The 23,095-nt window shown below is 53.4% G+C and carries 12 protein-coding genes and 1 pseudogene; 2 read left to right on the top strand and 11 right to left on the bottom strand.

Translation table 11 applies throughout. The annotated features are described in order from the left end of the window. Window positions 1-80: 80 nt before the first annotated feature. The 11 genes from dpdD to queE all read right to left on the bottom strand — a co-directional run bounded on the left by dpdD (window position 81) and on the right by queE (window position 21,366). Complete coding sequence (gene dpdD / locus FBAL_RS16560) at window positions 81-2,441, bottom strand: protein DpdD (protein WP_013346742.1); 2,361 nt, start codon at window positions 2,439-2,441, stop codon at window positions 81-83. Further along, entirely contained in the window at window positions 2,438-2,989 is a 552-nt protein-coding gene (gene dpdK / locus FBAL_RS16565) for a phospholipase D-like domain-containing protein DpdK (RefSeq protein WP_013346743.1), read from the bottom strand. The genes dpdD and dpdK overlap by 4 nt, the downstream gene beginning before the upstream one ends. Continuing rightward, window positions 2,986-7,533, bottom strand: a complete 4,548-nt coding sequence (gene dpdJ / locus FBAL_RS16570) for a protein DpdJ (RefSeq protein ID WP_013346744.1) — start codon at window positions 7,531-7,533, stop codon at window positions 2,986-2,988. The genes dpdK and dpdJ overlap by 4 nt, the downstream gene beginning before the upstream one ends. Next, complete coding sequence (locus tag FBAL_RS19710; RefSeq protein ID WP_013346745.1) at window positions 7,534-8,331, bottom strand: hypothetical protein; 798 nt, start codon at window positions 8,329-8,331, stop codon at window positions 7,534-7,536. After that, complete coding sequence (gene dpdH / locus FBAL_RS16580) at window positions 8,331-11,420, bottom strand: protein DpdH (protein WP_148226770.1); 3,090 nt, start codon at window positions 11,418-11,420, stop codon at window positions 8,331-8,333. Before dpdH ends, FBAL_RS19710 begins: the two co-directional genes overlap by 1 nt. Next, the gene (gene dpdG, locus FBAL_RS16585) at window positions 11,417-12,310 is read right to left on the bottom strand and encodes a protein DpdG (protein WP_013346747.1); all 894 of its coding nucleotides are present in this window, start codon (window positions 12,308-12,310) and stop codon (window positions 11,417-11,419) included. Before dpdG ends, dpdH begins: the two co-directional genes overlap by 4 nt. Window positions 12,311-12,672: 362 nt before the next feature. Further along, entirely contained in the window at window positions 12,673-15,294 is a 2,622-nt protein-coding gene (gene dpdF / locus FBAL_RS16590; protein WP_083771240.1) for a protein DpdF, read from the bottom strand. Continuing rightward, a complete protein-coding gene (dpdE, locus tag FBAL_RS16595) occupies window positions 15,275-18,454 on the bottom strand; it encodes a protein DpdE (RefSeq protein ID WP_013346749.1) in 3,180 nt (1,059 codons plus the stop codon). Before dpdE ends, dpdF begins: the two co-directional genes overlap by 20 nt. Before the next feature lie 607 nt (window positions 18,455-19,061). Then, complete coding sequence (queC, locus tag FBAL_RS16600; RefSeq protein ID WP_013346750.1) at window positions 19,062-19,724, bottom strand: 7-cyano-7-deazaguanine synthase QueC; 663 nt, start codon at window positions 19,722-19,724, stop codon at window positions 19,062-19,064. 79 nt (window positions 19,725-19,803) lie between these two features. Next, window positions 19,804-20,685 (bottom strand): 6-carboxytetrahydropterin synthase, encoded by an 882-nt coding sequence (locus FBAL_RS16605; protein ID WP_013346751.1) that lies wholly within the window; start codon window positions 20,683-20,685, stop codon window positions 19,804-19,806. A 6-nt stretch (window positions 20,686-20,691) separates the two neighbouring features. Then, window positions 20,692-21,366 (bottom strand): 7-carboxy-7-deazaguanine synthase QueE, encoded by a 675-nt coding sequence (gene queE / locus FBAL_RS16610; RefSeq protein WP_013346752.1) that lies wholly within the window; start codon window positions 21,364-21,366, stop codon window positions 20,692-20,694. Between the two features lie 168 nt (window positions 21,367-21,534). Between queE and FBAL_RS20015 the strand changes: the two are divergent. Then, window positions 21,535-22,677: pseudogene (locus FBAL_RS20015) on the top strand (IS3 family transposase). Then, window positions 22,674-23,021: a hypothetical protein gene (locus FBAL_RS16615; RefSeq protein WP_083771241.1), complete on the top strand. Its 348-nt coding sequence runs from the start codon at window positions 22,674-22,676 to the stop codon at window positions 23,019-23,021. The pseudogene FBAL_RS20015 and the gene FBAL_RS16615 overlap by 4 nt, the downstream one beginning before the upstream one ends. Window positions 23,022-23,095 lie beyond the last annotated feature (74 nt).

A 23,095-nucleotide genomic window follows, 5' to 3' on the forward strand; every position in this document is an offset into this window, starting at 1 on the left:
CGATTATCTCCTTATGCCGTTACTCTTGATTAGCTTCGCCCCGGTGTTAACCGGGGCAAAAATGTTAGGATACCAATTGGTTATGCGTTGATAGCCTCAGAGGACTGTTGTGCATACTCCAGCAAGCAGCGCAGCATGCTGGAACTCCCCTTTCCACGCGGTTGTAATAATGGTTTGTTTCCTCGCGCATCTTTGATGGCGTAATACGCCTGGTGTGCAGCACTAAGCCAGGCAAAAACAAACAAATCCGCTTCCTTGGCCAACGCTTTCAACGGCTTGGTTGAAGTCTTGTCACTATTGATATGTACATCAACTTGAGGATATATCTCTTCTAGTTGTTTCTTAACCCGCTTTGCAACAGACTCGGTCAAAGTATATAAACCAATCTTTTTACCATTAAGTGTGGTAGTTAATTGCAGAGTTGATTCGGTTTGCTCATCTTCGAATACCGATTCAGGCTGGGTGTAACTGAGCCCGGCTTCTTTGGCGAACAGCACCAGGTAACCCCACTGCTCCGCTTTGTAGCGACTAGCGTTGGCACAGAATGCGCTGTAGACGCTAGCGAACAGTACGTCACGCTTTTGCTGCTGCGGGCACGGGTGCAGAACGAACAACTCCAACATATCCAGCCAGATATCACCGCTGTCAGTTCCCGAGCCGCTGCTAGTCTGCAGTTCACACAGGTAGTCGATCAGGTCACCGTATCCTTCAGCTGTAACCGTGCCCTGCAGATAACCACGCGCTAGGTCAGTGGCAAAGATCATGTCCTCCGAGGAACTTTGCTCGTCCAAAGAGAGCAACTCGATGAGCGCCAGCCACACTGGTTGCCAACGGGTCGCCGACTCATGCCGGAACAGCCAACCCGCAATACACGGCAAGCATTCGCGCACCACTTGTGCCGCCTGCTCATTAGCACTGTCACCACATTGAATGACCAGTTCACTAAACAGCCTGCTGTCTAGTGCTGTGTCAGGCCAATCCTCTGCCCCGTCTTCGGCACAGTCTTTCGCGCCATTCCAGTCAGGCTGAACCAGCAACTGCTGCAACCAGTCATGCCAAGTAACGATACCACAGGCTTCCGAAGAGAGTTTAGCGCTGACGGCACCTAAATACTTGGCATAGGCCGGCTTAACCAGCAACTTTCCCCGTTCGTCCTCATCCAACCGCTCAAACAGTTGTTGCGCTTGATGTGCCGACTGGGACGAAGAAACAGCCCAGGCACACTTAAGCGCCAATGCCGCTAGTTGTATCGCTGGCGTGCCTTCCCATTGTGAAGACCCCAAGACTTCCAGCACAGTTACCGGGTCATCATCGGCCTCCAGTCGCAAGCGATCGAAGTCGGTGTAATCTACATGTGTTAAAAGCTCACTTGAAGGCCCTGCTATTGGAGCTGCACGGTATTCATCTGTACCTCCTGTTTGTCTAGCAGGCGTTTGAGCCTCGGGAAATTCGGCTAATAAACGCTCGATCCATCGTCGATCGCCTTCGCTAGGACAAAAGGAGTGCTTCGCCAGTTGCTCAGCCCGGCTACGAACGCTTTCCGGCTTAGCTTCAGTATCTGACAGCAGCCACAACAAACTGCTCTTTACCGCACTGGCCGAGGTAACCCTAGGGTTTGCCAAGAACAGTCCCTGCAAACGTTTTGCAAGCGTCGACTGGAAAAACTCCCGCTGTGCAGACAAGTCATCCTGTACCTCGAAAGTCAGCAATTGGTATCCGTAGACTGCTTCCATCAAGGCTTCAGTTAATGCTCGAGGTCTTGGCAGGTCCAGTACGATGCGCAGATCCGGATGCTCCATGATCTGCTGCCACTCTCCTGCCAAAGCATGGCTGCGCAGCTCTAGGAACAACTCATTCTGGTCACCAATGCCACCGGCACGGCGCAATTCGGTAAGGTATCTCATCGCCTGACTGCCGTCGCGACGATACAATGCCAGGTTAATGTCACGCAGGATCCGTCCGCGGTGCCTAACCAGGCGCTGCTTCAGCGCAGGCCTCTGGGCCAATTGGCAACGCAGCCTCCCGAGTGCAGTGAACACCGCATCGATATGTTCCCTGCTTGTAGCCGAGAAGCGATAGACCTTACAAGTGCGAGCATCGCCATAAGTATCGATAATTGCGCTCTCGACCGGATCCTGAGCACTGAGCTCATACGGTTGCTTGTCGAAATCGGTGTAAGAGGCTCCGACGTGCGCCGTCAGTAACTCCCCTAATTCAACCCGCGCAGTATCCGAATCGGTCAGCGCGTACCAGCACATACCGCCTTGATAGACTCGCGGAAGGATCACTGGGAAGCGCTGGTTGATTACGTCGTCAAGCCACGGTTCGAGACGCTCAAGCGTGCTGGGTTTGAGCGTGCGGTTGATGATTTCCGGCCAGGTGATACGGTTATCGGCGGCAAAAAAACGCTCGAGAAATGCATGCTGCTGAGGCAATTTCATTGCTCACCTCCGCTGTTATCATCGATTGCGCTGTAATGTTTGCGGAACGTCAGCATCGCCTCAGCAATCGACTGCCTGTCAATACTCAGGTTAATCTGCTCGTCATTGATTTCTACCCCGCCAAGGGTAAGGTTCATCGAGCCATGCAGGTAGTAGTGCTCACCCAGGATCCCTTTAGTGTGAAGTTTCTCTTTTTGCAGCACGCTGAGACGTTCGCAAACGCCGTAAGCTTCGGCCCGCTGATGCAGGTGCCGCAAGAAGCGCGCATTGTGAGCATCGCAGTTGGTGACTAGCTTCAAGTGCCCCCCGTTGACCAGCATACGTGTCAGCATCTCGGTGATTTGCACCTTACGCCGCCCCCAAGCTGGCTCAAGAAAATCGAAGTTACCCGCTCGATTGTCCAGTAGGTCGAGATCCGTTACCCACGGCGAGACCAGCCACAGAGTGCTGCTTGGGCGGATCACTTCGGCGGTCAGCAACCCGCACAGCACGTCTTGGATCTCGGCCTGGCGCGAGGTGCGGGATTTAAAAATACGTCGGGTTGTCATTGCACCGCCTCCGCGATCTCCACCTGGGCGCAAATCTCGTGCTGCTCACGGCGTATCGACGCCACCCGTGGATAGAAAAATAAGCCGTACATGTCCACCGGTTTCACCAGCAGTTGGGCCAGCGCCAGGTTAATGTCCTGCTCGGGTTTGGCGACTAGCTCACACTTTCCATGCTTGTCCAGCAGACTATGACAGCGGGTCATCCAATCGTCATCGGACAGCGCGACCTGCTCGCAGGCTGAGCCAACACAGGCGCGCACTAGCAGTCGCTCAGTCGTTCCGGCAAAGGCATAAGGGTTGTAATAGCTCAGCCAGGCATCGCGGATAACATGGCCACGGGGCCATAACAAGCCGTTGCAGACTTTGAAACGCCAGCTTTGCAGATCCTGCTGGCCCGCAGCAGCCTGGGGCAACAGCTTGTCCAGATGATTGCTTAGCGAGCAGGTAAACGCATATACACGCTGTGGCAACTCGATGCCCAGACGCGCTTCTTCGACGCGCCAGTCCTGCTGTAACTGCAGCAACAACCGGTCGCTTTGCTGATTGCTACCCGGGCGCAGCAGGCGCGAATTAACTGCCGACATAAAGCTGTGGCTGGTCAAAAAGCCTCTTTGCTGCAGCGCGCCAAGAAAGTCACGCTGCGCCTGCAGTTGGCTTTGGTGGTCGTTTGCTGTGCGCATGGCCTGTATGGACGCCGCCATGTCAGCGTCCTGCTGCAATACACCGAGCAGTTGGTAAACGTGGTTGTCCATAGTCTCGTAATCACCGGCGCGCAGATTAAAGTCCAGCAACTCGAAGAAACGACGCGGATCTTCAAAGTACACCTGCTGAATGCGCTCAATGATCCCACCGCCACCAACCGTGGATTCAGACAGCCAGATCTCCATTTCATCATCGTCCAGCACTTCGCGTCGGGCTGGGCCAGGATCAAGATCCAGTACGACATCTTGCTCGTCGGCATCCTGACACAGCTGCATTGCGGTTTGCTGCAACGCAGCCCCCAGCGTGGTCTGGAAGCACTGCTGGAGCCATTCCAACCAACCGGCATCTGGTTGCTGCCACAATAATTCAGCCCACTGAGCAAGCTTTTCAACAACTCCATCTCGGCCTAACAAATCGCGCAGATTTTGTTGCAGGTCCTGCTCGCCTTGCTCGCCAGAGGTACCCGGCAGCGTCTGGAAAATGCAAGCCGGGATATCTTGAAGTGCCACTTGTGCAGTGCCATTGCGCAACGCCTGTAACGCCTGCTCCAGTGAACACTGGCTTAACACAGCCTCGCAACAGAGCCCAGCCAACAGGGATTCGGCCAACCACCCGGCCAAAAACACATTTTCGGTAAGTGTTTTATCGTTTCGTACTTCGTCGATAAATCGCGCTGTACGCACACCAAACAGCAGCGCCTCATCCTTCATCAAATCATCAAGGTGGAACTCCGGCATCCGGCAGCGAAACGCAACTGCATCCACCCACAGCGAAAAAGCCAGGCTGGCCGGTTGGTCTTCATGCTGAAATTCGAAGTTAATCGCAGCGCTATCTTTGTCTCCTTTAAACTTGAGCTCTGCCCGAGAACCGGTCGCCAGGCGGATGACTTCAACTGGGCGATGCTGCTGATGAGTAAAGAATTCGACACCACAGAACACCTGCCGCCACATGTTTCGCTCTGGCAATTCAGCACTTTCGCGAGTTGCAGGTGGGCGGATTTCCGTATGCCAATTTAGAAACGCCTGCGAAGTATCCTGCAAATTCCATTCGTCGGGCGGCGTGGAAGTATTCACCTCGTATGCGCGGAAACATGGAATTGTCTTTACGCCACCAGCGGTATCAATCTGGCAAACGCCCATCGCTTCGAGTCGATCAACTGGACAATAGTCGGTAATCGGGAACACATGATCCCCGGCAATCGGCTCGAAGCCCTCCGGTACCATCCAGTGTCGCTGACGAATACTTTCGGTGGCAAATCGCTTGCTAATCCGCCCCGGGGCAAAGTCACGCATCCCCTGCAGAATGGGCATCTGCGGTGCCGGTGCGCCAGGTTCAATGTCAGCCTCGGGTAACCGAACCATCAATTCTGGCAAGCAAAGTTCACTGAACAGAGCCGCCGGCACAAATTCCGGCATGGGCGCATTGCGGCGACAATTGTCGTTTTGCTTAACGCCAGCTTTTTCCCAACTGGTGGTTAAACGTCTGAGCACAGTCGGCAAAAAGGCCGTCAGAATAGCGCGTGGCGGTTGCCACAACAGGGACTGGATCAGCTTGTTATGCTCCGGATTGGCCAATTCCAGCCCAAGCGCGTCGGTGAGATAATCCGTCAACTTCAAGGCCTGGGCCGGCTCTCGCAGCAGTCGCAGGATCTCTTCTTTGAGGACCGTTTGACGCCTGGACAACGCAGCATCCCCTTGCGGGCAGGAGAGATCTTCCCAGATCCCGCCCCAGTCTATTGGGCTAGCGACGCCTGGTCGCTGGGATAACCAGTCCATGGTGGCAAAAGCTGCCTGGATGCGCAGCACATAACTGTTATGAACGGGCAGTCGCCGTGCTTTCAATTCGGGATCAAACAGATCTTCATAACACTGGAACGCCATGCGGTCACGGCCATAGTCAGACAGCACCACAACTGTCCACGGACGCATGCGACGCTGTCGACCGGCTCGGCCCTTACGCTGCAGAAACTGTGCGTTGTCACGCGGTGCCTTGTGCTGAATCACCGCACCAACAGTTGGGTCATTAAAGCCCACTTCCAGCGACGCAGTGGCGACGATCACCTCCGCTTGCTGATCCACCCCCGCATCTTGCGACGAGGTGCGTTTGACATTAGCGCGGTCGTTCTCATCTAGGTTATGACCAATGGCCAGCGGTAAGTCCCAACTCTGCCCATAAGCAAAGCGCTCTTGATCACCGTATACCGGTTGACGTAACAGGGCCAACGGATTCTTTTTGGCATTAATGTTGCCATTGGAATAACGCCCTTCCGCATCAAGCAACTGGAAATACAGACGGTTGATCACATCAATGTCGTCAGTAAACACGAAGTTGCGGGTACCGTACAAACCATCACTGACCGGACTCTGAACATTGTCCATCACGCGCTTGGCCAACATGGACGCCTGAATAGTGGTAGACAACAGGCTGGAGCGCGACGCTGGATCGCCGCGCAGTGCGAGCATGTACTCCGCCCCCTCCTGCTCCATCTCGTCTTCTAGCGGGCTCACTTCGGCAACTTGGTATTCTTTGAGCCCCACCAGCGAAGCAAGGAATCTTGGCGCCTGCTCCAGGGTCGCCGACAAACCAACAAAGTGCGGACTCGCTCTTGCCATATGCCGCCAACGGCGCAGCAACATACCAGCCTGGGCTCCCCCAACACCGCTGTAGGTGTGCACTTCATCCAGAAGCATCAGCGTCGGTGGCGTAACCTGCTTGCCGATACCAAACAGCTTGCGGCTGTTGGGGTTGCCCATTTGCCGGTTTAGCATCTCGGTGGTGGTAAACAGCAGGTCCGGAACATGTTTCTCCATGCTTTGACGGGTCAGGGCGACCTCATCTGGCTCAATGCGCTTGTTGCAACTGTCACAGCACAGGCGCTCGATGCCCTTTCCATGATCATCATCCAGCCACACCATGCTGCCCTTGCACTTTTCATCCGGGCAGGGAATGTACTGGCAGGCATAGCCAGTTTGTCGCCGTTGCCAGGCTTTTTTCATGTAGGACTGGAACACCGAGTTTTTCGAGGTCGGCGCCATGCCGAAGTAGGCGCCAATGCGCAGTTTAGGCTTGCCCTGCTCGGCCAGCACAGCATCCAGTTTGCGCGCCTGGCGCCAAGTTTCTATGAACTGGTCCTTGAGCAGTTCGTTGCGCGGATAGATGGCCAGCGCCTGCACGTGGCCGCCGCGGTTGGCGACCAACTGCCCCGCAATGTGGGTCAAGGCGGGCAGGTAAAACGCCAGGGTCTTACCGCTACCGGTACCAGCACAGACAATCGAGCCCGAAGCCCCCTTGCGCCGTACCCCGCGCAGCACCGAATCGCAGGCCTGCTGCTGGAAACGGGCCAGGTCGAAAAATCCATGCTCATGCCTGAGCAACTCGCCCAGCAACCGACGCTCGACTGCTGACAATCCAGGCTTTTTGCTCAGCGTATCCAGCACTTCGGTAGTGGACAGGTCGCGGCGCGGGTATTTGCGCTTGCGTCGTAAGAAGCGATAATCGGAGACTAGGGTCGGCGCCTGTTTCCAGGCTTCCCCTCGCGCGTGTTTGGGAAACTGTTGGCGTAGTGTGCTGAACAGGCGGACCGACTCGGCCATGCGGGTGCGGTAGCAGGCTTCATCGTCAGCGTTTGTCCAACTGACAAACAGCCCCTTATCCAGCATGGCATCAATTACGTCATACGGCTCATGTGCTTCTTCAGCACTATCAGCACCGGCCTTCTGAATGTGCTCGATGGCTTCAAGCACTTCATCTTCTGAAAAATACCCCTGGCTGTTGCCCCAGGTCAGCAACAGGGCCTCCCGGGACTCCAGTTCGTCCAAGAGTTGTGTGATAACTTGCTTCATTCAGTTCCCTTGGTGTCGCGTGATCCGGTAGCGGGTAATGTCATCGTTTGTTTCTAACCAGGCCAAGACCTCTTCAGTTAGCAGATCCAATGACGCTCCACGACGGCCAGATGCCATCAGAAAGCGGTTTACCGCCGGCGGAACATCCAAATCCATTTTACTGCGCAAGGTTTCCAAGCGCTGCTGCAACTGGTGAACCGCATCCAGTTCGGCCTGCGACCCTGGGGCCTGGCGCACAGCGTCGATAAACCGAGCACGTTCCACCTGGTACGCATCGAAAACCTGCTTGCGTTCTTTGATCAACATCTGTCCGTGCAGCAGGCTCTCATCAACCTGCCAACCGCGACGCAGGTCTTCGATGTAAGAAGACCACACCGGTTCGATATGCTGCTGCAACTCCTTGGTAAGCGACGCCATGCCATCGAGTAGGTTCGGCCACTCCTGCTGTTCGGACTGAGGCACGTTTTCTTTTTGCTCGACAAAAGCCTGGCGAAACTGCCCAAGAAGTGAACGAACCCGGCTAACCGACTTACTGTCCATCGCATGCAAAATCGCGCCGTCTCCGTCTAGCCGTTGAATTTGCAACAGCAGCATATAGCTGGCCGTTTGCTGGTGCAGCCTTTCGCCGACTTTGCGCAGCTTGCTGGCTATATCAATGTAGGTATCGCGGATCAGCGTCTTACGCTGCAACTGGTCATAGCCCTCGAGCAGGTCTTTTAACGCCGTACAGCGTTTTGCCATCCCGCTATCAATCGGAGCCTGGGTCTCATCAGGTGAGGTGATTACGACGTCATTCATCAGTTCAACTCCTCCAGTTGCTGTAGTTGGCTACCAATTTCGTCCAACTGGGCAAACACGTCCTGCTGGGCCTGTTCAATTTCGCCGCCACCCTGCTGTTTAATCTTGTTTTTCAGGTGTAAAGAGGTGGCCGATTCAAAATTGCTAAACTGGAGCAGGAACTCCCTGATGACCTCGAATTGCGCTGCATCAACGGTGACCAGTTCCTGCATCAGGCGTACTGGGTTGTCTTCCGGCAGTTGTAACCGGCTCAACTGCTTGACAACTTCGACTCGCTCGTCGCTTTCCCAACGCCTGAGCGTACTCTTTAGCGTCTTCGTCATATCGAACGGCCGTACGACGTCGGCTTTCACCGCCAATGCAAGCACGTCTTTGATCTGCGCGCTGGCCTCGGCAATCGCTGTTCTATCACCGGCAAAAAGGTCATGCAACTCGCTGGCTACAGGCTGGAGTTCGTTCCTGATAGCGGGCAGTTCCTTCAGTACCTTGTCCATCACATCCGGCTCTGCCGCTGCTGGTTGCTTAAGGGCTTCGGCTACCAGAGTACCGTCAATGGCGTAAGGCTCAGCGCCTGTTTTTTTCGCTGCAGTAAGGCGTAGCAACTCACCGCGCAACGACTTACGTCGTTCAATCACCTGCTCCCAACGGCTATCAAGTTCGCCCAGTAACTCGTGCTCCGGTTTTTCCTGGGCCTCAAACAACAGCGCATTAAGCCGCTTTAAACGGATGCTGGAGTTAGCTCCTTCAGCGCCGAGGAACCCTGCCCCCTGCAACAGTTTTGACGCTACCGCTCCAAGTTCCTCACGCTCTAGGGCAATCAAATGGTCCACTACCTGCGGGGAAACACTGTCGAAGAAGTTGTGATAATACAGGTAGTCGTTAGCCCCCCCTGGAAAGTCCCAGCTTTTTCCATAGTGGTGGTATGTAGCCATGGCATAAAACGCGTTCACCCATTGCTCACCGTACTTTGCAAAAGCCCCAGAAACGGTCAAATCAAGTACGGGAGCCCCCGTATTACCGGTCTTAACTGGAAGGTGGATCCGGCCTGCCGGAAGTTTGCTACTCCCCAACGGCTTTGGACGGCAAAGGTGATGCCCCCAATCGATAACTGCGTTGAGACCATCACATATCCATTTGCGCAGTTGAGCAGCATCTTGCTGCTGCAAGCCTGCTGTTCCCTGATACCAGTTATCCAGCTTGGAACGCCAACTAATAAGCTCTACTGGAACTTCAGGAGCCTGCTCTTCATTGGTTACAGTCTCGATTTCGGTTTTAACCTTTTCCTTGGTTTCGGGATTGGGTTGTTCTTTGATTTCGGCTTGCCCTTTGCCCCCAGTTGTAACTGTTGGCTGTGGAGCATCACCCAAAACCTGGCACATCTCAGCCAGGCCAAACTCTTCACAGACGCCAAGCGACAACGCCTCTGTCAGCGCAGCCATTGAGCTGGGATTCCCTCCCCAGACCGCAGCTAGTTTCTTGGCACGTCCCTGCTCACTAAGTACATTCAACTGCGAAGCAATCGCTGGATTACAAATTGGGCCGTCCCATTTTTCCGGTGGGAACTGTCCATCCAGGTATGCGCCATATCCCTCTTTAAGTGGTGTACGTAGCAAGTAGTGCAAAATAGATCGCGGGTGAAAGATCAACTGGCCGTGGGCAACACAGTGCTGTCGCGCCAATTGCTCCAAGGCCAACCTATTAAAAGGGAACAGCGGATAGCGCTGACGACTGTAACCAAAAGCATCCAGGCGAGAGCGAAATTCGCTTTCCTGCACTTCACCGTCGTGCCAAATGGCCAGACCGCTATGCTCCATACCTGCACCACCAAAGTTACTCTCCAATTGCTGTGCACCGTGGCGCGCTGCGTTAAGGTAACGACCACAGAAATCGAAGATCCGCTCCAGGGTCTCGGACTCATTTTGACTGGCCGACTCGATCAGCCATTCATAGCCTGTACGGCCCAAGATACCGTCACGTACATGCAGGTAGCCGGCAAAACCCTCGGTCACAGCAATAACCGACTTTAGAGGGCACAGACGTTGTTCACCATGGTATTCCTCCTCTTCCAAAAGGCACTCGATAAATTCCTTCTGAATCGCCGAAGTTGTCGTGAAGTCTTCGATCAAGATCACCAAGGTGTTGTCTTTATCATCAGCCAGCAGTTGCTGTCGGATACTGCGTACCACCTGCTGTACGCTAGTCGGGCTGATCCTCAGCAGTTCCTCGATAGTCTTGCCGCACGCTTTATACAACACTTGGTTAATAGTCCAAGCGGCTTTTTCCCGCGCATCTGGTTCGGTCAGCAGTTGCTCATTCTGAATGTATGTCTGCGCATCATGTGCCGCTGCCGCCACTTCCATTTGGATCTCAAAATCGTGAGCGAACATCTGGTAGTCCTGCTCAAAGCCCTGATCATCCTTTACCCCCAGGTAAAGACGCTCGGCAATATTGTAAAGACAGGCACCAGGACGGGTGAAGTGCTTGGTCAAGTGGCTGTCTTGCAACAATGCCTGCAGCCCTTGAGCATGTTGATAAACACACTCGAAGCGATGCACATCTTCCGGTTTGACCTCTCTGCCAGATTCAATATCTGCACAAACCTGCTCGAACTCTTCTCCCAAGGCGAGGCGTAGCTTGAGTGCCAGGTGCTCGGCAATATGTTGTACATCGATGGTCTGGCTTATCCCGTCTATCGAACGGCGGATCTCGTCATAGACCTCGCCTTCGAGGCCTTCCGTAATCAACTCCAGCACACGGGCAATCGAAGAGCTCTTGGGTATGTAGATGGTCTTGAATTTATCGGCGTTGTGCAGGCGTTTTAACTTCGCCCCCAGCCAACGAATAATATGGGATTTGCCCACACCCGCCGCCCCCGTAATAGGAATCGGTCGGTTGTGTGCCATCAGAAACTCAAATAACGCTTGCTCGTCTGTCCGAGCCTCTTTGCCAGTGGTGTGTTGACGCTTGATCAAGCGCATCGGCTCATGCACGGCCATCAGCAAGCTACCCGAAAGCGACTCTGCCTCGGTCATGATGCAGGTATCGACCCGCTTATTGTCAGGCCAGTAACTGGTTAATGCTGTCATCATTGTTCTCCGCGTACCGTTACATGTGTCACTGCCATCAAGACTTCGCGGTTAGGGCCTATTAAGTTGCGCAGCCCGGCATCAGACAGTTTCTGCAATTGAAGTTGACCGCTATGATGCAGTCGCAGCAGTGCCCGGGAAAGCGACGTCGACAGATCCGTTTCTTTGGGCTGAGACCAGCTAGGGCCCTCGATACGCTGCTCTACCTGTTTGCGATAGTTGCCACCGTCAAGAACGGGCAGAAGCGTCGCCAACTGCTGAACAAAGTTGCCGATCGGAAGTTGCTCCCCAGGTTTGAACTTTGAAGGATGAGCGGAAATTTCTTCTTTGATAGCCGAGGTGGGGTCAATGCAATAGACCCCATTGCCAGTGCGCGTCATGAAACCGAGCCAATGCGCGTAAGATGGTACAATAGGCGTTTCGTTGGTGTTGATGCGGAAGTCTGTCAAATAACGATCGACGATATTAGCGAGGTTGTTGGATTGGACTGCTGGATAACGATAGACATCCAGTGCCAAGAGCATGCAAAGTAAGACTGTCAAATCAACGGCACGCTGATCCCTTGAACTGAGGTCTTTATTGTTTTCTGCGGCGAGCAGACAGCGCCGGGCACCGGTTGACAATTGCTGCTGAGGGTCAGTGAAATAGCACGGTCTGAGCCTGAAACCGCCACCTACTGTTTCTAGTAACCCCAGTTCGGTCCAGGCACTCAGTTCTTTACCCAATTTGCTACGCGCGCTCGTTTTGCCTTCAGCCAACAGGGCATCCGGGCGACACCAGGCAATCAACTCATTCTGCTCCATGGGATTGCCTTTATTCCCCTTGAGCACATTGTGAATAACAGTCAACACTTCAAACTGACTGCCCCCGTGGTCATTATTGATAATCGGCACTGTTAATCATCTCCTCTACGCAGCTAAAGTCCCTATCCAGTGCCGTTCGAGCATTAAATATGGCTCAGGGCAGACTGGATTAACTGGCGCACTACCGAGTCAGATTTCCTGCTCAGGTTGCTGGTATTAAAGAGATAAATGTTAATGCTTGCTCTGGCTGGGGGAAACAAGGCCAGTAACTATAAGGAGGGAGACTGACGCGGACTGCGCCGATTTGACACTATCGATATTACGCTCGGGAAGGCTGACATGCAACACAGAGTTTGCAAAAAGGGGAATCAATACATATTGAGTGCGCCACAAATAAACCGGGGCCCCTGACAACAACAGTAAGCCCCGCATCGAAGTTGTCGTTCCGAGCACTAGCGCTTCCCTAGCGCCTGCATAAGGGTATCGCGTCGCACCCAGTTGTTGTTATCCAGTTTAACGAACAGTTCACCGGCAACATGTTTCGGATCCACCATATCTTCCGGCACTAGGGCCAGTTGCAGAGGGCCGCCGAATAGCCTTAGTGGCCGCGGAATCACATAGCCACTTTTGTACTCGGCGTTCGAAGGAATCAACAACTCTGGCCAGGGTACGGCAGGCTTCTCCGTCGACTGTTCACTGAATCGGGTCAGCAGCTCTGGCTTGATACCGCCAGTTCGCTTAAAAACACTTTGCAGCATTGCGAAATCACTATCCGCCGAGATACGAACAGAGCTGATCACCCCAGCATGGGCCAAGGCTTTGATCAGTTGCACGGTGGACCTGGCCCATTCGCGCTGTGACTTGGTGCTGCCGTCAGGGCGCGGATACATGATAAAACACCGCGAGCCCTCCAGGCCGGTCAACGCGCGCCAGCGAGAATGCGAAGTTTGTACGGCAAATTCCCGGTTGAGTTTGGCCTCGGGCATCACATAGCTAAACAATGACGCCGAACGCTGACGGCATGCCGGACAGCCACCACACGCCTTGCTGGCATAGGCGTCGGACAGTGTATAAAGCGAGGTCAGAGTCTGGCACAACGGCAACTCAACTGGCGTTGCCAGCCAGCTTTTCAATGCTGCCAGATTTGAACTCGCTGACATAGCGATAACTTGGCGCACCGGTTCCAAGTGTGACTGCCAGAATGACAGTTGCGTATGGTCAGCCGCCAAGGGGCGTACCACCAGCGAGTCACGGTATTTTTTCATCGTGTCCTGGACGGCACGCTCATAATCCGCATCGGACTGCGTTGCCTGTTGCTGTGGTATCTGCTGCCTGACCGCATCCAACTGGATCACGCCAGCGCGCACCATCAGCAAAATAGTCCTGAGGTTCCAACTCTTGTTTTGTTTCGACAGACGGTGCAGTCTCGGCACCAGGTTGGCCAGGTTGATCCGGTAGTGTCCGTCAGACAAGGACTCAGCCCGTTGCCACATGCTGCACCAGCGCTCATAGCCAAGGTCGACACTGATAACGGTTTCCCCACCAATGCGCTCGGCGAACTTCATATCATCGTTGGTATAGATCAGTAGCGACGTCGCGGCCAGGCCGTCGCGACCTGCGCGGCCAACTTCCTGATAATAACGGTCCATGTTTTCCGGCACTGTGGCATGTATCACGCAGCGTACGTCGTTCTTGTCCATGCCGACACCGAACGCCGAGGTGGCCACCATGATATCCAGGTGGTTTTCACGCCACTGTTCCAGTAATTCGATGCGCCTTTCGGTCTTGGTCAAGCCGGTAAAGACCCCGAGGCGGCCATACCCGGACTCGAGCAGCAGGTGCTGCCATTGCCTCGCTTCTGCCGGGCGGGTGCAATAGAGGATCAGCGGCCTTGGCGCATGGGCCAGTGCTTCCATCACCCATTGCTGCTTCATAGCGTGGGTTTCTGCCCTGGCACACCAGTAAGCCGGCTCGGGCCGCAGGTGACAGGCATGAATCTCGGTCATTAGTGTGCCAAAGGTGTCGCGCAGTCCCTGGCGAGTATCCTCGGTCAGCGTGGCTGTCATCAAGACCGTGATACAGGGAGTAACACCCTGCTGTTTACTGGCCGTGCGCAGGCCTCGCACTAGCCCACCAAGTTGTTGGAACTCGGGGCGAAAGCCAGCCCCCCACTGGATCACCAGGTGTGCCTCATCGACAATCAGGTGGCGAAGGCCACCGTTTTCGGCGGCATCAAACAGCACCGGCGTTAATGAACTGCAGACGGCTTCAGGCGAGGTCACGACCAGGCGCTGGGTGCCCTGGCGGATCCGGCTGCGCACCTCACGCCGCTGTTCGACATCCAGACTGGCGTGCCAGGCAACGACGTCTTCGGCCTTACCGCCCTGCTTACAAATTTCCTCTCGGTAGCGCTCGGCCTGCTCCAGAGCCAGGGCGACGGTCGGTACGATGACCACGCTCAGGGCATTCTCACGGGGGGCTGCCATCGCCATCACCTGGCCAACCAAGGTCTTGCCGGTACCGGTTGGCAGATTTACCAGTAGGGTGCTGCCGGGCTCACTTAGCAGCGCCGCCCTGACTGCTTCGCGCTGGCCGGGCGCCTGGTATTGGTTATAACCTTTCCCCATCAGGTTGCTCACTCCAGCATCCATCGGCACCCGACTGAATTTGCGCCTTGGTTCCTGGGCCAGCGTCGCGCCAAACACCGGATGTTGCGCCCCCTGCAGCCAGTCAGGCTGCCAAGGCCTGCCGGCTTGGAGAAGGTAATGTTGCCCCAACTGCTGACATTGAAGACCTGCTTGTCGCCACTGGACGCTCGTCGGCCAGGATTCTGCAATCGGGACCCGGATCTCGAGCCTGGTATCGAACTGTGACTGCTGCATGAGCCAGTGGTAAACCGCACTGCGTCGATCCAGCGGCCTGGCCTGTGCTCCGAGGCACTGCCACAACCGGCTTTCTGAGCCAGTCATCTCCTGCGGTTGATCCAGTCCAGCATGACTGCCGTTAGCCAGCGCGTGTAATAGAACCTGTTGCATATATTGTTGTCTGCCTCGCCTAGATGTTCTTGATTGCATTGCAAACGTCTGGCGAAGCAAGGAACACCGCCCGCGAGGCCAGGCACTTGTAATTCGGGCGCTCGAACGCCTTCCTCAGACCTGCGCGATATGTTTCAGGTAACTGTGCACCGGAAGCCAGATAATTAGCCAGGTTATCCATGCCTTGCTGGTGAGTAGTCTGGTATTCAGCGGCCACCAAATGCTCAGCTTGCTCTCCAACACCTTGGCAAACATCTTTCCACTGTGCCTTGCTGAACAGCGCTTCGATAGCCGACCAGCGCTTGGCTAGATTAATATCGCTGCCACCTTTCTCATAACTTACATACTGGGGCTCGAGGATTTTCAGGATCGCAGGGTTGATGATTCTCTCGCCCTTCTGGTTAAGCCAGACCGTGCACTGCTTTGGCGGCATCAGGCGATCAGCCAATCGACGCAAGGCGCCGACATTTTCGGAGTTCTCGTCAATGCATGCCGAAACCAAGTAATCCAAGCGGAAAAACACGGGCATGTCATCGTTTCCGAGGACACTAATTTTGCGCACCATGGCACTGGCCATGCCGCGCAGTTCATAAGACAGCATTGAGGACATCGCATCATGGAATGGCTCGCCCAGTCGTGCCACACGTTGATGGCGGTTCTGAGCGGATGCGCGACGATAACTCATTTCATAAGTCACCGGGGCATCACAGTGGCCATGCTCGAAGTCAAAGCCGAGCAGGCAATGCCTGATCAGCATTTTCAGACTGACCATGGTGCCCCGGGCGGCACCACCATGATTAAACCGGTAACGGATCACGCCTGGGCTTTCTGCCTGGTTGACTACAAAGCCTAGTTGCTTGTTAATCCAACAGGACGCCGCCTGTTCGAACTCCAGTTCTAGCTCATCGATTTGTTGCAATTTGCGAACGAAATTTCCGGCTTCAATCACGTCTGCGTCAACCGACATCAAGGCCTCAAGATTGCGGATTCTATCCAGCTCTGTCTCGAGCACTTTCTGCTCACCAACCAGGCGCTCATTCAGGGCAAGCAACGCATCCAGCCCATCCAGGTACAAGCAGTTATCGACCTGCGACATCTGATCGTCGATGACAAACTGCAAGCCAGCAATAGAGCGGTCGAACACTTCGAACGAACGGTCAAGAATATTGATCCAGTGGTTGGCCAGCGACTGCTCATCGTTGGACAGGATGACGAAGTTGCGCACGGCCATCGCGTGGTGATCGGCAAAGTAGCGGTTCAAGCGCCCATTTCGCTGCTCCATGCGGTTGGGTGAAAACAGCACATCGTAATGGATAGCCACTCGATGGCTGCCGTGCAAGTTGATCCCCTCCTCCGCACGGCGGTCACAGATCAACACTCGGCATTTGGTGTCCTGGCCAAAGCGTAGCGTCTGGCTTGGGTTATGCCGCTGGATCTGTCCCGAGTAATTGAGGCCGATATCCGAAAACAACTGATCGGCAGACCACGGGTGGTCGCAGAAAATTACCACTCCAAGCGCCGACTCTCGCAGCAACTGCCCCAGCAAGCTATTCAGTTGCCGTTGATATCCAGACTGCTCATTTCGCGCGCGTTCGATCAACTCGCGAAGCCATTCGCCCTCACCTGGTACCAACGGGCCGCACAGATCCTGACATTGCTGCGGCGACAGGATAAAGCCGTCCGGATTCAAGCGACGTTGCTCAAGGCGAGCGCTCGCCAACTCGGCCAGCACCAGGGGGGCGCCCAGACTGGCTTCGACAAACAGGCGATACACCGATGCAAACCTGGTGCTGTGTGCGTCAGTCAGCATCATGTGATCACGCCAGGCGGACAGGCTTTCGCCAACGCCGGCACCTTGGTAATACCGGCGTTCTAGCCCGGCCAGGCCTGGCAGCAAATTGCCGACCTGTGGCATTGAGCGACGGTTTCGCAGTAAGCGATGGTGAACACCATGGCGATTGGCAATATGATGGCGAACCTGCTGGACCAGTTGATTAGCTTCTTCCGGGCGCTCTTTGCTAAACAGATTTGCCGCGAGATAGGGCAAGAGCGCTTTGCCCAGCACCTGTAGGTGGTCATCCATTGGGAACGTCTGCAGGAGCTTATTCAAACTGTTTCGCAATTGCAGGTTACCGTTGCTGGTGCGAAACGACTGTATGATACCGCCCAGTTGTTCACGAATTTCGATCCGCTGACGAAACTCAACCACGCCGTCTTCGGTCAATTGGTAGCTCTGCGGATCGAGCAGGTGCAACATAGCCAAGAAGTTTCGCTCATTTCCCACCAGCGGCGTTGCCGAAAGCAACAGCAACTTGTCGCTGGCATGAACCAACTCGGCAAGCGCCTGGTAGCGCGGGCTACTCCGTGTCGACCAGGCCCATTCACCTACCTGGTGGGCTTCGTCGATGACCACCAGGTTGGCCTGATCAAGCTCAATATCATCTGCGGCAAACTGCTCGAATGACCGGATCCGGATGCTGATATCCATAAGCTCGGCTAAGTGAAAACGCTCGGTGAGTTCAGCGTGCCACTGCGCCAGCAATACCTCCGGGACGAGGATCAGGACCTGGTGCTGCTGCGGGTTTTCCAGCACATGCTGGCGCAGGATCAAGCCAGCCTCAATGGTCTTACCCAGGCCCACTTCGTCCGCCAGTAGGTAGCGCTGAATGGGATCAGACAACACCCTGCGTACGACGGCCAACTGGTGCGGCTCCAGCGCAATCGACGAAGAGAGAGCAGCGGTAACCCCTGCACAGGCCTCACGCTGTTCGAGCATGTGGTTTTGAAACGCCATGCGCGAGTCTTGAAAAAACGGCGTGTAGGTTTGCTGGTTGGCCAACCACTCGACGGCATCCTGGATGGGTTTATCCCAGCGCACGTAGATCTCGGCCTGGGCTAGGTCACGCAGCACATCGTTTGGAAACTGGATCCGGTAATCCGCCGGCGCCGGCGCCGGGCCCACGACCCGCCCAACTTCCCACTGATTCGTTTCAGCATTGAAATAATGAACAAGTTCTTCTTGGTTCAGGTTTACCGCTTTGACGTCACTGAGGGCCATGGTTACGCGGTGGGCATCAGGAGACATCGGCGAATCAAAGTAACCGATAGTTACCGTACCTGCGTTAACATCTATAGCTTTTCCAATCCCTAGCCCATTATTCGAATAAACTAGGTCGTCAAGAGTTACGGTAACTTCCATTTACTTTAGTCCCCAAAACAAAGATCAAGTCAAATCCAGTAAAGTAAAATTAAAACTTATGACGGCTATTAGAGAACATCCAATCATTCATCCAGAATTTGCAGAGTAAATCACAAAATCAAAAAACAACCTTTTCAGCCATTATCCAGTCGCGATTAAGACAAGCATGTTATGTAGCAAAAGAACAAAACTATAAACAAAAAAATAAAGACAGGGTTAAAGTTAGCTCAAAAATATAATAACCCATGGACTTATTTCATTAACAATGCGCGCCACCACCTGCAATAATGTAAAAATACACAATGTCATTTCACAACTAAAGTCGAACCTCGCAAGCAACACGTTAGAGGAGATAAGTGATAGTAAATTCCATTTATGCTAGGAAACTTTACAGAAGCGCCCCTGGCCACAATTCCTCAACACACCTATATCTATTAAATATAGGCAGTACTGGTAGCATTCCTTTACGATCATCTCTGCTTCACTTTCCGGTGAAGTTCTAGCGTAGATTGACCTTGCGAGTGTGTAAGAGTCGAAATCCCCCACAGAATGTTCGACTACCTCTCTAATTATATTTTCATCTATACACTTGTTCACTGGTGTCACCTTACTCATATAAGAGAGGGTCGCTTACGCCATTCATCTCGAAAGATTCAAGTCGTTCTACACAACTACCGCACCTTCCACATGCTTTCTCTCTACCATTATAGCAAGTCCAGGTTTTGCCATAGTCTAGGCCCATCTCAAGCCCATCTTTCAAGATTTCTATTTTGCTTTGATATAGATAGGGACTAACTACTTCAATAGGCTCATAGTTAGCAATCATTGTCGCTGCATTGATTTTCTCTACGAATTCAGGACGACAATCAGGGTAAATAGCGTGGTCACCTGAGTGAGCTCCATAGAAGACTTTGCCAGCACCTATTGAAGCAGCATATCCAGTTGCCAATGAAATCAGAATCATATTGCGGTTTGGCACAACAGTGGACTTCATGTTGTCTTCGGCGTAGTGGCCTTCTGGAATATCTGATTCACTATCTCTTGTAAGTGATGATCCTGAGATCAACTGATTGATTGCTGTAATATCAATGATCTTGTGGTTAATTCCTAACTCGGAGCAAACCACTTTGGCGTACTCAACCTCCTTGTCATGACGTTGGCCATAATCAAAAGTAATTGCATAAGGTGTATAACCCTCAGTAATCACCTTGTGTAGTACGGTAAAGGAGTCCATTCCACCGGAATAAATGACAACAGCTTTCTTTTCCATAACAACCTCTTGTCGGTAGCCTTCCACATTGGGTGACTCTGAGTCTGCCTATAGAGCCAATCTAACATCGACTCTACCATCAAACTATCAGAATTTGCTCAGCGATAGCTCCCTTTCCAACACCTTCAAACGCATGAACTTCAATCTTGTGGTTAGGTCGCAGTTCGGCAAGCCGAGTGGCGATGTACTCGGCGATACACTCAACAGTAGAGTCCGCTACCATTACCTCGACACGCTCCACTGGAAGTAAGATCTCGAAGTAGCCCTGAGGGCTCACATAGCTCGCCCCTATCGCGTTTTCCAATCGTATGTCCTGAGCATGCATCGACATTGCTTCCACTTCAGCAATGTCGTCCTCCGTGATCAGATATATGTCTTCCCAGCGTTTGGCCCATAAGGTCTGCAACTCTCTATCAAGCTGGCCATCATTGAATACTCTGACTCTGGAGCGGTGCCCATGCGCGATTCGCTGACAATTGCCGCTATGCTTTTTCAAGCCATGACTGTAGTGGTAGTAAGGCTCATCGATCTGCTCACTACGTAGTGTCAGTTTTAGCCCTTGAACGTTGCTAGGCAGTTGGGGAAGGATCGACTCCTCAAGGAATAGAGAAACGCTCTGCTCATCAATGGAGTCAGCATCAATAAAGCAGAAAGCCTGCTCGGGTCCCTGTACATAGAAGGTAGCATGACGGCTATGGTTGTTTTTCACCCAAGTACGCTCGGGTTCTTGGCAAAACTCCAATGATGACGCGCTAGCAGGCACAAGAAGGCAGTGATCGACCAACTCATCGATCAAAGACTTAATCTGCTTTTTGACGATCCCAAAATCCAGGACCATGGATTCGTTGTTCAAATCCCCACTCAGTTGCAGATCAACGATCCAGCTTTCTCCAACTATCCCACGCTCTACATGAACAACGGAGGAATCTATGACCGTTAAGTCGTTTACAAACAGTTTCATAGGGCCTCACTCAATTCCTAAGTATTTATGGGTTTGCACAGAAAGGCGCCAATTACGCTTGATGCAGGTCCGGATGGCTAACTCCGTTGCTTTTGGCTTTTGACTGATTGGTTGCAATGCCACCTTCGCATCAGCCCCAGCGGAACCAGTCAGCAGTTCATCCAATTGCTCAATATCCTTTACCGTTGCCACGGGATGTTTGATCTCATCAGCCCTATCGATAGCAGAAGCAAGAACCGATAGACCACCACGCATTTTAATTTTTGGCGAGACTGTTACCCAAGCCGAATCGCTGACCATAACCGGATACGTCCCACTGGTCTCAACCTGAATGCTATAGCCCTCAGCTTCAAACACCTCGCATAGTGGCTGTAAGTCGTACATACAGGGCTCACCACCGGTGATCACCAAGTGCGTAGCCGTATAACGACTCATGCAAAGATCTAAAATCTCTCTCGGTCCAACTGAGCACCACATAACTGACTCTTCAGTCTTAACCAAGACGTCACTAAGCATGACCTTACGGTTTTCTTGGAGATCCCATGTATGTTTCGTGTCACACCAGGAACACCCAACTGGGCATCCTTGTAAACGCAAAAAAATTGCAGGAACCCCAGTGTGCACACCCTCTCCTTGGATGGTTTCAAACAATTCGTTAACTGGGTATGAAGCATTATTCATGATGTAGCCATCTCAATTTGAGTAATCATCAAAGAGTCTACCTACACAAAACCTCTGCTCAAGTACAAAAACACCTTCAGTGAACTCACTAGCGGTTTCGTGTGGTGGTCTAATGATCCCGGACACCGCTTTAGGTGGTAAAGTAGCCACCGCAACAAAAGGTGTTCAATGACAAGAAAGCGTCGCCCATTCACTGCGGAGTTCAAGCTGGAAGCCGCATGCCTGGTTCTCGATTAGGACTACTCGATTGCTAAAGCCAGCCGCTCATTAGACGTCGGGGAGACGGTACTTCGCCGTTGGGTCAGCCAACTACAAGCTGAGCGACCTGGAAGCACACCGAGCAGCAAAGCGCTGACGCCGGAGCAACAGAAAATCCAAGAACTCGAAGCCCGCATCAACCGGCTTGGACGTGAAAAAGCGGTTCTAAAAAAGGCCACAGCTCTCTTAATGGCGGACGAACTCGAACGTATGCTCTGATAGACCGGTTGAGAGAGCATGAAACCACTGAACTGGTCTGCACCGCCTTCGATATCCCTACATCCTGTTTCTACGAGTACAAGGCCAGACCACGCCATGTTGACCCTGAACGCCTCAAGCTTCGAAGCGAGCTACGGCGACTTTTCAAGGAAAGCCGTGGTTCTGTAGGCAGCCGAGCCTTGATATCTATGATGCAGGAGTTGGGCCACAAGATTGGTCGCTTCAAAGTTCGTAGTCTGATGAAGGAAGCCGGGCTGACATCCAAGCAGCCTGGCTCTCATGCATACAAGACGGCACTGGCAGAACGGCCGGATATTAATTCGATGTGGCTGAGACCAACCAGGTTTGGTGCGGCGACATCACCTATATCTGGGCCGGTGGTCGTTGGCATTACTTGGCTGCGGTGATCGACCTTCATGCGCGTCGAACAGTGGGCTGGGCTATGTCAGAAAAGCCTGATGCTGACTTGGCGGTTAAAGCTCTGGATATGGCCTATCAACAGCGAGGTTGCCCAACAGGAGTGATGTCCACTCAGACCAGGGCAGCCAATATTCCAGTAGAAAGTTCAGGCAGCGTCTCTGGCGCTACAGAATGACACAGAGCATGAGCCGACGAGGCAACTGCTGGGACAATGCCCCCATGGAGAGGTTGTTCCGGAGCTTAAAAGCAGAATAGATCCCATCAACTGGATATATGAGCGCTCGTAAAGCCAAACGGGACATCGCCGCATACCTGATGGATTACTACAACTGGCAACGTCCCCATCAACATAATGACGAGGTGCCGCCTTCAGATGCCGAGAATCGGTCTAAACAGGTGTCCGGATTTAGTTGACCACTACACAAGCCATCAAGGCTTGGAAAGATGACGCAGTGCCAACGCCCAAGCCTGGGAGCGCCACTCGATCAATCACCACCCACCCCATCAAGCTGGTCATTATCCGATTACTCGAAAGCCAACCAGAAGCCCGAGCCGATGCCTTGTGGCAACTGCTGCGCAAAGAGGTTAATGCAGAGGCCGAGCGGTTATTTGATCTCGACCATGTTGTCGATGAAATGAGCAGTAATAGTATCCACTGGTTCGGAAAAGGGCTCGAAGCAGAACGAGCCACCAGTTATAAGACGTTCCGTAACTGGGTGTCTGAAGTGCGTAAACTGAAACAAGCGACGCGGCTGTAAGCTAGGAACCGTTGACGATAAGCCGGTTGAGGCCGCTTGATTGAGCAGCATATCTCTACCGGCGACACTGGAAA

Source organism: Ferrimonas balearica DSM 9799 (assembly GCF_000148645.1).
Lineage (GTDB): Bacteria > Pseudomonadota > Gammaproteobacteria > Enterobacterales > Shewanellaceae > Ferrimonas > Ferrimonas balearica.